The following is a 15,439-nucleotide window of genomic DNA, read 5'->3' on the forward strand; positions in this document are numbered from 1 at the left end:
ATACGCTTGTGAATAAATGTACAATATGGGTAATGACTGAAGTCTATGTGTAAGAGGAGGATGACAATGGCTAGATTTGGACTGAATTTTTTTAAGCCTACTGAAAAATTTAACGGGAATTGGTCGGTATTAGAACACAAAAGTCGTGAATGGGAAAAAATGTATCGAGAAAGATGGAGTCATGACAAAGTAGTCCGTACAACGCATGGTGTGAATTGTACAGGTTCATGCTCATGGAAAGTCTTTGTGAAAAATGGTGTGATTACTTGGGAAAACCAACAAATTGACTATCCAAGTTGCGGACCAGATATGCCAGAATTTGAACCACGAGGTTGTCCACGCGGTGCTTCATTCTCCTGGTATGAATATAGTCCACTCCGTGTAAAGTATCCTTATGTTCGAGGAAAATTATGGGAATTATGGACAGAAGCGTTGGAAACATACCAAGATCCAATTAAAGCATGGGCTTCAATTGTAGAAGACGAAGAAAAAGCACGTCTATATAAGTCAGCACGTGGTAAAGGTGGACATGTCCGTGCGAACTGGAAAGACGTGGCGCAACTTATTTCAGCTCAATTGATTTATACAATCAAAAAAGATGGGCCTGACAGAATCGCAGGATTTACGCCAATTCCAGCGATGTCTATGATTAGTTACGCGGCAGGTGCACGTTTTATTTCGTTATTAGGTGGAGAAATGTTAAGTTTCTATGACTGGTATGCGGATTTACCTCCAGCATCACCGCAAATTTGGGGTGAACAGACAGATGTACCAGAGTCGAGCGACTGGTACAACGCGAGCTATATTTTGATGTGGGGTTCAAACGTGCCACTCACTCGGACACCAGATGCACACTTTATGACTGAAGTTCGATATAAAGGGGCTAAAGTAGTTTCTGTTGCGCCTGACTATGCTGAAAATGTAAAGTTTGCTGATAACTGGCTGGCTCCTAATCCGGGGACAGATGCAGCGCTAGCACAAGCAATGACGCATGTTATTTTACAAACTTACTATGAAGATGAACCTTCAGAAATGTTTATCAACTACGCCAAACAATATACAGATATGCCGTTTATGATTCGATTAGATCAAGATGATAAAGGTTACAAAGCGGGACGTTTCCTCCGTTCAAGTGACTTTGGCAGTCAGTCTGAGAATAGTGAATGGAAACCGGTTGTTTTAGATTGTTTGACAGACACGATTCAAGTTCCAAATGGGACTATGGGCCAACGTTGGGAAGATGGCAAACAATGGAACTTAAAATTAGAAAATGAAGCGGGCGCTAAAATTGATCCTGCAATGACAGTTGCAACGGGTGATTTTGAGCATGTCACAATTCAATTCCCATATTTTGATAACGCAGGCAATGGCGTATTTGAGCGTGTGATTCCAGTGCGCAAAGTGACGTTAGCGAACGGTGAAGAAACATACATTGCAACAGTTTATGATTTAATGGCAAGTCAATACGGTGTGAAACGTTTTAATCATGAACTAGAATCAAAAGGTTTTGATGATGCGGCTTCTTTCTATACACCTTCTTGGCAAGAGAAGATTACAGGTGTCAAAGCGAATGTTGTGACACAAGTGGCAAAGGAATTTGCACAAAATGCCATCGATACTGGTGGACGTTCTATGATTATTATGGGCGCAGGGATTAACCATTGGTTTAATTCAGACACCATTTATCGTTCTGTGTTAAACTTAGTCGTTTTATGTGGCTGTCAAGGTGTGAATGGCGGCGGATGGGCCCATTATGTTGGACAAGAAAAGTGTCGTCCGATTGAAGGTTGGAATACGATTGCTTTCGCTAAAGACTGGCAAGGGCCACCACGTTTACAAAATGGAACAAGTTGGTTTTACTTTGCGACAGACCAATGGAAATATGAAGAGTCAGGTGTTGATCGCTTAGCTTCACCACTTGCAGAGAATATCAAATTACAACATCCTGCTGATTATAATGTTTTAGCTGCACGTAATGGCTGGTTGCCTTCTTATCCACAATTTGACCGCAATAGTCTTTTATGGGGAGAAGAAGCACGCGATGCTGGTGAATTTAATAATGAAGCGATTTTAAAACGTGCCATTGAAGATGTGAAATCACGTAAAACAAAATTTGCAGTTGAAAATCCAGATTTACGTAAAAATCATCCGAAGACTTTATTTGTTTGGCGCTCGAATTTGATTTCAAGTTCTGCTAAAGGTCAAGAATACTTTATGAAACATTTACTAGGTGCAAAATCAGCACTAATGGCTGAGCCAAATGAAACGGATCGACCTGAAGAGATTGAGTGGGGAGAAGATACAGTAGGTAAACTTGATCTCCTTGTTTCTTTAGACTTCCGTATGACAGCAACACCTTTATATTCTGACATCGTTTTACCAGCGGCCACTTGGTATGAAAAACATGATATCTCTTCAACAGATATGCATCCTTTCATTCACCCATTCAATCCGGCAATCGATCCATTATGGGAATCACGTTCAGACTGGGATATTTTCAAAACGATTAGCCGAACATTTTCTGAAATGGCTCGCGTTCACCTCACTGGTACTTATAAAGATGTTGTAACATCACCGCTTGCACACGACTCTAAGCAAGAAATCTCACTGGCATACGGTAAAGTGCACGACTGGACAAAAGGTGAAATCGAACCAATTCCGGGTCAAACGATGCCAGGCTTTGCAGTGGTTGATCGTACTTATACTGACGTTTATGACAAATTTATTTCTGTGGGACCTTTACTAGAAAACGGTAAAGTTGGTGCCCATGGTGTGAGCTTTTCGGTCAAAGAACAATACGATGAACTTCGAAGCATGGTAGGGACATGGGAAGATGATTCGATTAAAAATAATAAACCGCGGATTGATACAGCGCGTAAAGTAGCTGATGTGATTTTAAATGTTTCATCTGCTTCAAATGGCCAAGTTTCACAGAAATCATACGAAGACTTAGAACGACAAACGGGTATGCCATTAAAAGATATCTCAGCAGAACGCGCATCTGAGAAAATTTCATTCTTAAATATTACATCACAACCACGTGAAGTGATTCCAACAGCGGTCTTTCCGGGTTCGAACAAACAAGGTAGACGTTATTCTCCATTTACAACAAATATTGAGCGACTAGTGCCATTTAGAACGTTAACAGGACGCCAAAGCTTTTATATTGATCATGAAGTTTTCCAACAATTTGGAGAAGCGTTACCTGTTTATAAACCAACATTACCACCAATGGTATTTGGAACGAAAGATAAGCCTGTCAAAGGTGGCGTCGATACACTCGTACTTCGATATTTAACACCACATGGTAAATGGAATATCCATTCAACATACCAAGATAACCAACATATGTTGACGTTGTTCCGTGGGGGGCCAACGGTATGGATTTCAAATGAAGACGCAGCACAACATGACATTAATGATAATGATTGGTTAGAAGTGTATAACCGTAATGGTGTAGTCACAGCGCGTGCAGTCGTGTCACATCGGATGCCTCGAGGCACAATGTATATGTATCATGCACAGGATAAACATATTGAAACACCGGGGTCTGAAATTTCGGGAACACGTGGTGGATCGCATAATGCACCAACGCGTATTCACTTAAAACCGACACAATTAATGGGGGGCTATGCCCAAATCAGTTATTCATTCAATTATTATGGTCCAATTGGGAACCAACGGGATGTATACGTGGCAGTGAGAAAGATGAAAGAGGTGGATTGGCTTGAAGATTAAGGCGCAAGTAGCAATGGTTCTGAACTTAGACAAATGTATCGGATGTCATACATGTAGTGTGACATGTAAAAGTACTTGGACAAATCGACCTGGTGCAGAATATATGTGGTTTAACAATGTAGAAACAAAACCGGGTATCGGCTATCCAAAACGATGGGAAGATCAAGAGCATTACAAAGGGGGATGGACATTAAACAAACAAGGTAAGCTGGAGTTAAAATCAGGAACGCGCTTGAACAAAATAGCACTTGGTAAAATTTTCTACAACCCAGATATGCCAGTGATTAAAGATTACTATGAACCTTGGACATATAACTATGAGCACTTAACAACAGCTAAACCTGCCCAACATTCTCCTGTCGCAAAAGCCCATTCATTAATGACAGGACAGCGTATGGACTTAGACTGGGGTCCTAACTGGGAAGACGACTTAGCAGGCGGACATATTACGGGCCCTCAAGATCCTAACATTCAAAAGATTGAAGAAGAAATTAAATTTAACTTTGATCAAACGTTTATGATGTATTTGCCTCGACTTTGTGAACATTGCTTAAACCCAAGCTGTGTCGCATCTTGTCCATCAGGGGCGATGTATAAACGTGATGAAGATGGTATCGTGTTAGTCGATCAAGAAGCGTGTCGTGGATGGCGTTACTGTATGACAGGTTGTCCTTATAAAAAAGTATACTTCAACTGGAAAACAAACAAAGCAGAAAAATGTACATTTTGTTTCCCTCGTGTAGAAGCAGGGATTCCGACAGTTTGTTCTGAAACATGTACAGGCCGTATGCGTTATTTAGGCGTGCTATTATATGATGCGGATCGCGTTCAAGAAGCGGCGTCTGCTGAAAACGAGCAAGACTTATATGAAAAACAGTTGGACTTATTTTTGAATCCTTATGACGAGGCAGTTATTGAACAAGCAGAGAAAGATGGTATTTCTCAAGAATGGATTGAAGCAGCTCAAAATTCACCGATTTATAAATTGGCAATTGAATACAAGTTAGCGTTTCCACTTCATCCAGAATATCGTACAATGCCGATGGTTTGGTACTGTCCACCTTTAAGTCCAATAATGAATTATTTTGAAGGACAAAATGCTGGAAACAATCCAGATGCTATCTTTCCAGCAATTGAAGAAATGCGTTTACCTGTACAATATTTGGCAGAGCTTTTCACAGCTGGGGATACAAAAGCTGTGAAAGGGTCACTTCAACGAATGGCTATGATGAGAAGTTATATGCGTGCACAAAATACAGGCCGTGAGTTTGACATGTCACGCTTAGATCGTGTGGGTCTCACAGAAAGACAAGCAAAAGACATGTACCGTTTGTTGGCGATTGCGAAACATGAAGATCGTTTTGTGATTCCAACGTCACATAAAGAGCAATACATGGACACTTATGCAGCGCAAGGAAGTCAAGGCTATGGTGGTGAACATTTCGGCGCGAACTGTGATGGTTGTGGTGTGCCTGTAGGTGCAGGTGGTAAAACAGGCCGTGAAATTTATAACGACAATTTCTATGGAGGGATTTTCCGTGATTAATCTTGATCGGCTGAACAGCTATAAAGAGACGCTCGGTTACATGAGCCAACAGTTAATTTTTCCAGAGAAGTTAACCTTCCACCCTAAAGTCTTTGAAGAAATTTTTCATGAAGCGCACCCCGCATATCCATATGTCAAACAATATCGTAAAGAAATGTATGAAAAGAGTTTATCTGAAATTCAAATGCTTTACACTGATACGTTTGATTTTAATAAAAAAGCGACACTCTACATGACATTTAATCAGTTTGATACCCAAAAAGAACGCGGGCAAATGTTAGCAAAATTAAAAGTGCTTTATGAAATGTTTGGCCTAGAGATGCCTTCATCTGAGCTTTCAGATTATTTACCATTGATGTTGGAGTTCTTATACGCTGCTCAATTTGACGGGGATGAAAGGGCACAAGAAAACACGCAATTATTAGTGATGATCATTGAAGATGGAACGTATCCGATGATGAAATATCTTGAAGAAAAAGGCAATCCTTATCGTCACTTAATTAAAGGTCTTAGAGAAACGTTAAAGCAATGCATTGTACAAGTCGAAGAGGTGAGACATCATGTTTAATCAATTTTTATGGGTGATTTTCCCGTACCTCTGTCTTGCAATCTTTGTGATTGGTCATATCGTTCGCTACCAATATGACCAGTTTTCATGGACTGCAAAATCGAGTGAATTTATTGAAAAGAAGCAACTTAAATGGGGGAGTCTCATGTTTCATTTAGGCATTATTCCCGTGTTTTTCGGTCATGTCGTTGGATTATTGATTCCGGCACATTGGTTAACGGCAATCGGTGTGAACGATCATATCTACCATATCGGAGCGGTGTATATCGGAAGTATTTTTGGTATAATAACGTTAATCGGTATGTTGTTGTTAACTGCTAGACGCGTGACTAAACAAAATGTGCGCCGTTTAAGCTCTGCATCAGATATTTTTGTCAATTTCTTATTGTTATTAATTGTTTTTATTGGATGTTATGCTACATTAGTGACAAATGCAACGACGCCTGACTTTGATTATCGACAAACGATTTCAATATGGTTTAGAGGTTTATTTACGTTGCGCCCTGATGCAAGTCTCATGGTGAGTGTTCCATTAACATTTAAATTGCATATTTTACTGGGTTTTACGATTATGGCATGTTGGCCTTTCACACGTCTTGTGCATGTGTGGAGTGTCCCTTTATCTTACGCGAGTCGCAGTTATATTATTTATCGTAAACACAAAATTTAAATTGGAGTGATGACCGTGAACCAGATTGATTTTTCTCAACATGATTATCAAGATGAAATAGATAGAATACGTCATGAATATGAGTTTGACTTTGCTGGTATCGCATTACCCTCAGAAGATCATGTTGGTACAAAGATCAAATGGCGTTACGTGTCAGGCAACTTAAATGAGCGTTATCAACGTATCGTCTTACGTCATGGTCATGGTGTGGCGGGTAATGTGATGAAGACAGGGAAGCCTATGGTGATTCCGGATACGACACATCATGAAATTCAAAGTTCACTTTTTAACTTTCCAATCTTAATGAGTGAACAGATTACCGCATTAATTGCTATACCTCTATGGCATAATCATCGTGTGAAAGGTGTGCTCTTATTAGGCCAACGTAATCAAAAACCGTTACCTCAGATTGCGAGTGATTTGTCGTTAATTAAAGGTATTAGTGGCTTAACGAGTGAAGATAAGGTGATGTTATGATGACAGAAAAGACACATGATTTATTGTCGTTTTTATTGTCGTATTACCATAAGACGTCAGAAATGATTATCTTTATTGACCGCAATGGTAAAGTGATTTATATGAATGAGGCAGCGAAACGTATCATCTCGCCAGATAATGATATGAGTGGTATTTCTAATACAATTTGTGGACGTTGTGAAGGATATACCAATGAACATGATTTGCGTACATGTCAAAACTGTTTTTTACATTCAGAAACGTTAGGTAATACGACTTTTCAAGTTTTTATGAAGACGACTGACAATAAAATTGAGCCTTTTACAGCCACATACCAAACGATTGATGAAGCCCAACAGATTAAGGCGTTTACTTTACAAAATGTCACAGCACAACTACAAAGACAAGAAGAACTTTATCAACGTAATATGATTCAAAAGACGATTGCAGCACAAGAAAATGAGCGGAAACGTATCTCTAGAGAACTACATGATGGTGTAGTTCAAGAGTTGATTAATGTGAATGTTGAAATGCGCTTGCTCAAATATCAGCAAGATATGGATTCTTTATTAGCAAACTCTAGAAATATTGAGGGCTTGATGACAAAATTAATTGATGACATTCGAAATTTATCATCAGAGTTGCGTCCTTCCTCCTTAGATGATTTAGGGTTAGATGCCGCTTTTAAGTCTTATTTTAAGCAACTTGAAAATAATTATGGATTAGTTGTGAATTATCACTTTGATATTGAACCAGAACGTTTTGATACTGAAATCGAAACCGTTGTCTATCGCATCGTTCAAGAAGCAGTTTTCAATGCGATGAAATATGCAGATGTTGATGATGTCGATGTCATCTTACGAAAAGACCAAAATTATCTCTATGCTGAGGTTTCAGATCAAGGTTTAGGTTTTGAACCGAGCGATTCGCCTAAAGGGTCTGGATTAGGCTTATATGGGATGTATGAACGTGCTGAGTTGGTCAACGGGCATTTGAATATTGAAACGCAGAAAGGTAAAGGCACCATCGTATCGCTCGAAGTACCAATTAGTCAAAAGTGAGGGGAATAAAGCATGAGAATCGTAATTGCTGATGACCACGCCGTCGTACGTACAGGCTTTTCTATGATACTTAACTTTCAAGAGGATATGGAAGTCGTAGGGACGGCTGCCGATGGCGTTGAGGCGTATCAAAAAGTGATGAAATATGAGCCGGACGTACTCATTATGGATCTCAGTATGCCACCGGGTGAATCAGGATTAATTGCGACGAGTAAAATCTTAGACAGTTTTCCGAATACTAAAATTCTGATATTAACGATGTACGATGATGAAGAATATTTATTCCACGTCTTGCGAAGCGGGGCAAGTGGCTATATTTTAAAGAATGCGCCAGATGAACAATTATTGTTAGCGATTCGCACAGTCTATCAAGGGCAAACTTATATTGATCCTAAAATGACTACGTCTTTAGTTAAAGAATTTGTTCAATCTTCACAGGATGAATCGTACTCAAATGATCCATTCAAGATTTTATCGAAACGTGAACTTGAAATTTTACCGTTAATTGCCAAAGGATATGGGAATAAAGATATTGCTGAAAAACTATTTGTCTCTGTTAAAACAGTAGAAGCACATAAAACACGTATTATGGATAAACTTAATTTAAAATCAAAACCAGAGCTCGTGGAGTATGCATTAAAGAAAAAGCTATTAGATTTCTAGTCGACGAAAATGAAGTGTTTTTTGAAGCATAAACAATTCCAATATACGGAGCGATTTTGAATAATCAAAAGGTGTGTGTAAAAAAGTTCGGCACATCAATTACAAAATAAATAGCGCTAAGATGATTTTTAATAGAAAATTGTCTTAGCGCTTTTTATATGATGAAACTTCGTATTATATGACTTCGCTTTCCGAGGGGACAGCCTCAGCCTGTAGTCTTCGGCTCGTCGTAAATACTTCGTTTCTGCAAGTTACCATTCACTATTATAATTTTAAAAAATAAGTCACTTTCGTATCATTTAATTAATAACGACAAAAAATCCACGATATTTATCCATATCATAAACGTTTAGAATTTAAAAGATATACATATCAAAATAAACGATATTTAATTGATAATACATTTACTTTGATACATCCCTCTAATTTTTACAGTTTTGACTTTCTAAAAAACTTTCATTGTCTCCTAAAATTGTCCTCTATACCTTCATGATTAAGTAATGATTGCCACAATGAACGAGACGCTTGAGGGAAGAGCTAAAGTCGAAAATCCAATTTGGCTTCATCAATTTTCAGCTTCAATTAAGCCAAATTTAGTTGAGACTTCAGCCCCTAAGCAAGCGAGTTCATGTAGGCAAGGTTATCAAAAATTTGAAATGTCGGCTCTTTTGTTATTTAAATGTGTCAGGTTTAAAGCCAAATTTTATTCGGTTGAAAGGCCAAACTCTTACGGTTACTTTACCTACAATCTGTTGTTCTGAAATCAGACCCACTTCAGGACGTCGACTATCAATACTATTTTGGCGATTATCCCCTAATACTAAGTAGCGATGTGCAGGGATTTTAGCCTCACCTTGCGCATTTTTTAAATCCTCCACATTAAAATCTTCGGTCAAAAAGTCCCCAATTTTGTACTTTTTATTAGAATCCAAATAGGGTTCTTTTATTTTTTTACCGTTAACGTAAAGTTGATCGTCTTTATATATCACAGTGTCTCCTGAACGACCAATCAATCGCTTAATAAAGTCTTTATGTTGATTCTCATGAAAGACAATGACATCACCTCGATTGAGATGGTTCAATGACTTTGAAATCTTGCTGACAATGACACGATCTTTATCGTGAAAAGTGGGAAACATAGATTGCCCTTTAACGGTATAGGGTGTTCCAATAAAAGTTCTAATCAATAACACAATCGCAATGGCACTGACAATTGCGATGAGCCACTCAACTGTTTTTTTCAATCAATGCACCTTCTTTTTAAAATATAATTGCATGTTGATTATTGAAGTCATTCTCTATTACAAATGAGTATAACATACTCCTACACACGTCCCTATTTGATATCCTTTATTTTATAAATTTTTTGTCTTTGCGAATTGATTTAGCTAGGTAAAAAAGCTATTTATGAGATGCCTGATTGTTAAACGTAAAGTGATGTCAATCTCGTCTTAATCCTGATTTTGTCTAATTTTCAACAATGCTTATACATCAATTTCAGGTTAGGGGATACCCCACACTGCGTATAGGGGAAGTCCTTATGTTATAAATTTCACAATAAAGTTAAACTATATTTGAGTTGGAAATGTTTAAATTATCATTTTATCAACGCGTAGAGAAAATTTAGTGAATTTGATTCGAAATGGAGTCAAACGAGAAAGGTGAATGATCAATGAATAAGTCAAAAGCGGGTTTACAATTAGGGCTTCAAACATTGAGTTTAGTGGCAGGGTTTATGGCATGGAGTATTATCGCACCATTGATTCCTTTTATTTCGCAGGATGTTCAAATCTCGAGTGGTCAACTTTCAATTATTTTAGCCATTCCAGTTATATTAGGCTCCGTCTTGCGTGTACCGTTTGGTTATTTAACGAATATCGTCGGTGCCAAATGGGTATTCTTTACAAGCTTTTTAGTATTACTCGTGCCTATATTCTTATTAAGCCAAGCGACATCTCCAGGGGCACTCATGTTTGCAGGCTTTTTCCTTGGTGTTGGTGGGGCAATCTTCTCAGTAGGGGTAACCTCATTACCTAAATATTTTTCCAAAGATAAAGTGGGGCTTGCGAATGGGATATATGGTATGGGTAACCTCGGTACTGCAGTATCTTCATTTTTAGCACCTCCTATTGCAGGTTTGATTGGTTGGCAAAATACAGTGCGTAGCTATTTAATTATTATGGCTGTATTTGCAGTCATCATGTTTTTCTTAGGTGATGGCAATGAACCAAAAGTCAAAGTGCCTTTAGTCGAACAATCAAGAAAGTTAATGCGTAATTACAAACTTTATTATTTAAGTTTTTGGTATTTTATTACATTTGGTGCATTCGTGGCTTTCGGTCTTTTCTTACCGAACTTCCTTGTTCAAAACTTTGGTATTGATAAAGTAGATGCAGGGATTCGTACCGGAGTTTTCATTGCATTAGCAACATGTTTACGACCACTTGGTGGTATTTTAGGTGATAAGTTTAACGCTGTCTCTATGCTGAAAGTATTCTTTTCAATTATGATTGTAGGTGCACTCATTTTAGGTATTTCCAGTCAAATTTTATTATTTACAATTGGATGCTTAACAGTGAGTATCTGTGTCGGTATCGGTAATGGTTTAGTGTTTAAGCTCGTTCCACTATATTTCACAACAGAAGCTGGCGTTGCGAATGGTATTGTCTCAATGATGGGCGGTCTTGGAGGCTTCTTCCCACCATTAGTGATTACAGCGGTAACGTCGCTCACAGGTTCAAGTCATCTCGCCTTTATATTCTTAAGTATTTTTGGGGTTGTGGCATTATTAACAATGTTTAATTTATCTAAACGCGAACAAGCAGTGTCAACAGTTGAATAATCTAACTTTTTAAATGATAATCGAATGATTTAAAACGTCTTTGAAACGGGTGACAGCTCGTCTTTAAAGACGTTTTTATATGTGAAGCATAGTGAAGCTTAAGTTTTATTTTATGATGGCTCATGGTGAAATCCCAATTTGGATGCCGATTGTATTATGACTTTTATGTGACGACAAATACTGAAAGTAATGTAAGAAAAAGATTTGTGATAAGATGTATAATAAGATTGTAATAAGGTGGAGGCACATGAAATGGCAAAGAAAATTTTAAAACTCGTTTTGGCTTTAGTGTTGTTATTTGTAATTGTCGCAGCTGGCTTTTTTGCATATAAGGGTTATCAAAAAAGTCAAAACTTAAAGCTAATCGATCAGTATTTAACTGAACATCATTTGAGCGATAAAGTTATTAAAGAGAAGTCTGAGTATGATCCAAGAAAAGGTGTGTTTTATAAAGAATTAACCTTAAAAGGTGACGAAAAAAATACATATATTGCGCAGCCTATTCATCTCAAGCGTGGCTTTTTCTTACAAGGCTTCGATTCAAAAACGAAAAAGCATGATAAAAAAGCGAAATACAATTATTTCAATGAAAATTATAAAATGAAATAATGGCAATTCAAGGTCGTTGATCAAGCAAAGCACTGAAATCAGTTCTGGATTTCAGTGCTTTTTAATGAAGACGTGAGTTAGAGCGGATATTTTAAATCTACTTTGCATGTAATTTGTACTTTAAGTGACAAAATGGTGCAGTTGAATCAATATTTTTAAAAAGAAAAGGCAGTTGATGACGTTATGCACGTAACCTTTAACAAAAGTTTAGCATCGTGTGTCATCTCTGCCTAAATAAATGAATTTCAAAGGGCAATCAGTGCTGTCTGAAAAGATTGCGAGACTTAATCTGTGACAGACGCAATTGTTGATTGAATATATTGAACAGCATGATCAAGTGCTTGTTTTTCTTCAACGTCTAGTGCGATTGGGAAGACGGTTTGATGACCCTCTTTATTAACAAGTGTCGGAAGGCTAAATGCGACATTTTGGTAATCATAAACGTGCTGATGCACTGTCGAAATAGGTAAAATACGATTTTCATCATAAAGAATGGCTTCTACAAGATCGATTGTTGCGCGAGATATGGCAGAATTCGTCCAACCTTTATTGCGCATCACGTCAAATGACACTTTGTCAATTTCATCGCGAATCTTTTGTTTCGAGATGGCTTGCGCATGGCTCAGTTGTTCATATTCATCAAGGGGCATCCCTGCAATACGGACACGGCTCCATACCGGCACGGTTGTTTTACCGTGTTCTCCAATAACGAAAGCTTCTACACTTTTCGGATCAACGTCGTAGTGGTCTGCAATCAATGTACGGAAACGAGACGATTCTAATAATGTGCCTGTTCCCATAATTTTTTCATGTGGATAATCATGTTGTATTTCTGCTAAATAAGTCATCGTATCTACAGGATTTGAAATCATAATAATATGTGGTGAGGTTGTTACCGCAGTAATGTCTGACATAATCTCTTGAATGATTGCTGCATTGCCGGATGTTAACTTTGTGCGATCCGCCATATCTGCTGTAGAAGGGACGCTCGCAGAGATGATGATCATATCAACATCATCTAAATCTGTGTAATTCCCTGCTTTTATTTTCGTATGATGTGTCCCACTGTAAGATTGGAAATGGCGATGATCCATTGCCTCTCCTTCCGCACGATTCAGATTGGTATCAATTAAGATGATTTCTTGAAATAGGCCTGTATATTGAATGTCCGTTAATACTTGGCTCCCTACACGACCAAGTCCAATTAAAGCGACTTTATGTGTCATGATTTGACCTCCTTATCGATGTATCATATTGATGATGCGCATGACGCATATGAAAGCGAAGATGTCATGAATAAGCAAAATTTTTAGTGTGTACCGTTTAAAATTTGACATCGTGTATATGCGATTGCACGCATGCTAAAAGCTAGTTAGACATGCCACTTATTGTTGAAAAAACGTTGGATTTCCATTGATGATTCTTTAATTGAAAATAATGATGATATCAACTGAATCCGATTCGCAAAAGGCATGTCAACAATTTGTCTTTTATTTCAGAAATTTCTAGATACCTCTAGTATATACTTTCAAAATTCTTCTATGCAATGAAAAACAAAAGTTGCGCAATGCTTAAATCATACTTTTGTCAGAAAAGTTTGTTAAAATTAAATAGAATTTAATCTGAAAGGGGTTTAATATAGATGAAAAATACAAAAGACTTATTAAAAAAATTAACAGATCTTAATGGAATCGCTGGACATGAACATCAGGTTAAAAAAGCGATGATTGAATTATTAGAACCCAATAGTGATGAAATGATCTATGATAATCTCGGTGGTGTCTTTGGTAAGAAAAAGAGCCAGTCTGGTCAACGTACAATTATGATAGCAGGACATCTTGATGAAATTGGTTTTATGGTGACTAAAATTGAAGCGCAGGGCTTTATTCGATTTACACCAATAGGAGGATGGTGGAACCAAGTGATGTTATCCCAAAAAGTGACAATCACAACGGATGAAGGACGCGAAATACGCGGCATCATAGGTTCTAAACCGCCACACGTTTTAGGTGCAGAAGAACGTAATAAACCTGTCGACATGAAGCATATGTTCATCGATGTCGGCGCAAAAGATAAAGAAGAAGTTGAAGCAGCAGGTATTGAGGTGGGTAACATGATTACGCCTTATTCAGAATTTGAAACGCTCTTAAATGAAGATTATGTAACTGCAAAAGCATTTGATAATCGCTTTGGATGTGCTCTGGCAGTCGATATATTAGACGAATTGAAAAATGAAGCACTCGATATTAACTTAGTTGCTGGTGCTAATGTCCAAGAAGAAGTGGGACTGCGCGGTGCTAAAGTAGCCGCGCATAAAGTGAAACCTGATTTAGCCATTGCGGTTGATGTCGGTGTCGCATATGATACGCCAGGGCTTGAAAGTGATGGCGATGTGAAAATAGGTCAAGGTCCAATTGTCTTAACATTAGATGCGACAAATATTGGTCATGTGGGGCTTATTCGCCATGTTAAAAAGGTCGCAAAAGCACACAATATTGAATTACAATGGGATTCAATGCCGGGTGGCGGAACAGATGCTGGGAATATGCATACCGCATTAGACGGTATTCCTTCTATTGCACTATCAATTCCGTTACGTTATATGCACTCAAATGTATCTGTAATTGACCAAAAAGATTATCAAAAAGCGGTTCAATTAGTGACAGAAATCATTCGTGCACTCAATGATGATGTTGTTGATGAACTCATTTGGTAATTAAATATAGATATTAAAGTAAAAAGCAATGAAGGAAATGGCTGAGAACATTTTCTTCATTGCTTATTATTGATGCGAAAAATATTAAATTAATGGTGATGCATATCCATGTTATGCATATCGTGAATTTTCATCATTAAGCCATGTGGAACATCATCATGTGATACGATTTGTTTTTTAACGAAATGATCAGGATCATCTTTTTTAGCTATTAATTTAACAAAGTCACCTTTTTTAGGTTGGAAATTATTATCCGTAGGGATTTTAACATTTTCTTTAACCGTCTTGTCAGATTCACTGATTACTTTTTCAGCTGTTGTGCTGTCTTTCATATAACCGTAATATATTTCTTTTTGACCGGAAAGCATCATCGCAACAACGACACCTAACGTCACAATTAGCATCGCAATAATGATGATAATACCAAGAGATTGTTTTTGCTTCATTATTTCTCGCTCCTTTATATAAAATGTATAGTCTAAATGTTGTATGAGGTGACTCGAAATTATCATTGTCAAATCTTTGTCACACTCTTATATTCCATTGTAGCGAATTCGTTTTAAGACAGAA

Annotated in this window: 13 protein-coding genes; 10 read left to right on the forward strand and 3 right to left on the reverse strand. The window is 37.7% G+C overall.

What is annotated here, in order from left to right:
- Positions 1-66 precede the first annotated feature (66 nt).
- Genes KM149_RS02550 through nreC form a run of 7 tightly spaced genes read left to right on the forward strand, consistent with a single transcriptional unit; the run spans position 67 to position 8,702 of the window.
- The gene (locus KM149_RS02550) at positions 67-3,738 is read left to right on the forward strand and encodes a nitrate reductase subunit alpha (protein WP_215021664.1); all 3,672 of its coding nucleotides are present in this window, start codon (positions 67-69) and stop codon (positions 3,736-3,738) included.
- Complete coding sequence (gene narH / locus KM149_RS02555) at positions 3,728-5,284, forward strand: nitrate reductase subunit beta (RefSeq protein ID WP_214971207.1); 1,557 nt, start codon at positions 3,728-3,730, stop codon at positions 5,282-5,284. Before KM149_RS02550 ends, narH begins: the two co-directional genes overlap by 11 nt.
- Positions 5,277-5,852 carry a nitrate reductase molybdenum cofactor assembly chaperone gene (locus KM149_RS02560; protein ID WP_165545224.1) on the forward strand — a complete coding sequence of 192 codons (576 nt, stop codon included), beginning with the start codon at positions 5,277-5,279 and terminating at the stop codon, positions 5,850-5,852. The genes narH and KM149_RS02560 overlap by 8 nt, the downstream gene beginning before the upstream one ends.
- Complete coding sequence (narI, locus tag KM149_RS02565; RefSeq protein WP_050330033.1) at positions 5,845-6,522, forward strand: respiratory nitrate reductase subunit gamma; 678 nt, start codon at positions 5,845-5,847, stop codon at positions 6,520-6,522. Before KM149_RS02560 ends, narI begins: the two co-directional genes overlap by 8 nt.
- A gap of 15 nt (positions 6,523-6,537) precedes the next feature.
- The gene (gene nreA, locus KM149_RS02570) at positions 6,538-6,999 is read left to right on the forward strand and encodes a nitrate respiration regulation accessory nitrate sensor NreA (protein ID WP_050330034.1); all 462 of its coding nucleotides are present in this window, start codon (positions 6,538-6,540) and stop codon (positions 6,997-6,999) included.
- Positions 6,996-8,039: a sensor histidine kinase gene (locus KM149_RS02575; RefSeq protein WP_016426197.1), complete on the forward strand. Its 1,044-nt coding sequence runs from the start codon at positions 6,996-6,998 to the stop codon at positions 8,037-8,039. The genes nreA and KM149_RS02575 overlap by 4 nt, the downstream gene beginning before the upstream one ends.
- A 12-nt stretch (positions 8,040-8,051) precedes the next feature.
- On the forward strand, positions 8,052-8,702 hold the full coding sequence (gene nreC / locus KM149_RS02580) for a nitrate respiration regulation response regulator NreC (protein WP_016426198.1): 651 nt from the start codon (positions 8,052-8,054) through the stop codon (positions 8,700-8,702).
- A gap of 671 nt (positions 8,703-9,373) precedes the next feature.
- Here the strand turns inward: nreC and lepB are convergent.
- Positions 9,374-9,946: a signal peptidase I gene (gene lepB, locus KM149_RS02585; RefSeq protein WP_214971205.1), complete on the reverse strand. Its 573-nt coding sequence runs from the start codon at positions 9,944-9,946 to the stop codon at positions 9,374-9,376.
- Between the two features lie 428 nt (positions 9,947-10,374).
- On the opposite strand from lepB, the gene KM149_RS02590 reads away from it, so the two are divergent.
- A complete protein-coding gene (locus tag KM149_RS02590; RefSeq protein WP_050330038.1) occupies positions 10,375-11,544 on the forward strand; it encodes a nitrate/nitrite transporter in 1,170 nt (389 codons plus the stop codon).
- 252 nt (positions 11,545-11,796) lie between these two features.
- Positions 11,797-12,153: a DUF3139 domain-containing protein gene (locus tag KM149_RS02595; RefSeq protein ID WP_016426202.1), complete on the forward strand. Its 357-nt coding sequence runs from the start codon at positions 11,797-11,799 to the stop codon at positions 12,151-12,153.
- A 284-nt stretch (positions 12,154-12,437) separates the two neighbouring features.
- On the opposite strand, the gene KM149_RS02600 is transcribed toward KM149_RS02595, so the two are convergent.
- Positions 12,438-13,379 (reverse strand): lactate/malate family dehydrogenase, encoded by a 942-nt coding sequence (locus KM149_RS02600; RefSeq protein ID WP_165545222.1) that lies wholly within the window; start codon positions 13,377-13,379, stop codon positions 12,438-12,440.
- Between the two features lie 416 nt (positions 13,380-13,795).
- On the opposite strand from KM149_RS02600, the gene KM149_RS02605 reads away from it, so the two are divergent.
- Entirely contained in the window at positions 13,796-14,869 is a 1,074-nt protein-coding gene (locus tag KM149_RS02605; protein ID WP_214971203.1) for a M42 family metallopeptidase, read from the forward strand.
- An 89-nt stretch (positions 14,870-14,958) separates the two neighbouring features.
- On the opposite strand, the gene KM149_RS02610 is transcribed toward KM149_RS02605, so the two are convergent.
- Positions 14,959-15,315, reverse strand: a complete 357-nt coding sequence (locus KM149_RS02610; protein ID WP_050330041.1) for a DUF4889 domain-containing protein — start codon at positions 15,313-15,315, stop codon at positions 14,959-14,961.
- Positions 15,316-15,439 lie beyond the last annotated feature (124 nt).

It is taken from the genome of Staphylococcus coagulans (assembly GCF_022557135.1).
GTDB classification, from domain to species: Bacteria; Bacillota; Bacilli; order Staphylococcales; family Staphylococcaceae; genus Staphylococcus; species Staphylococcus coagulans.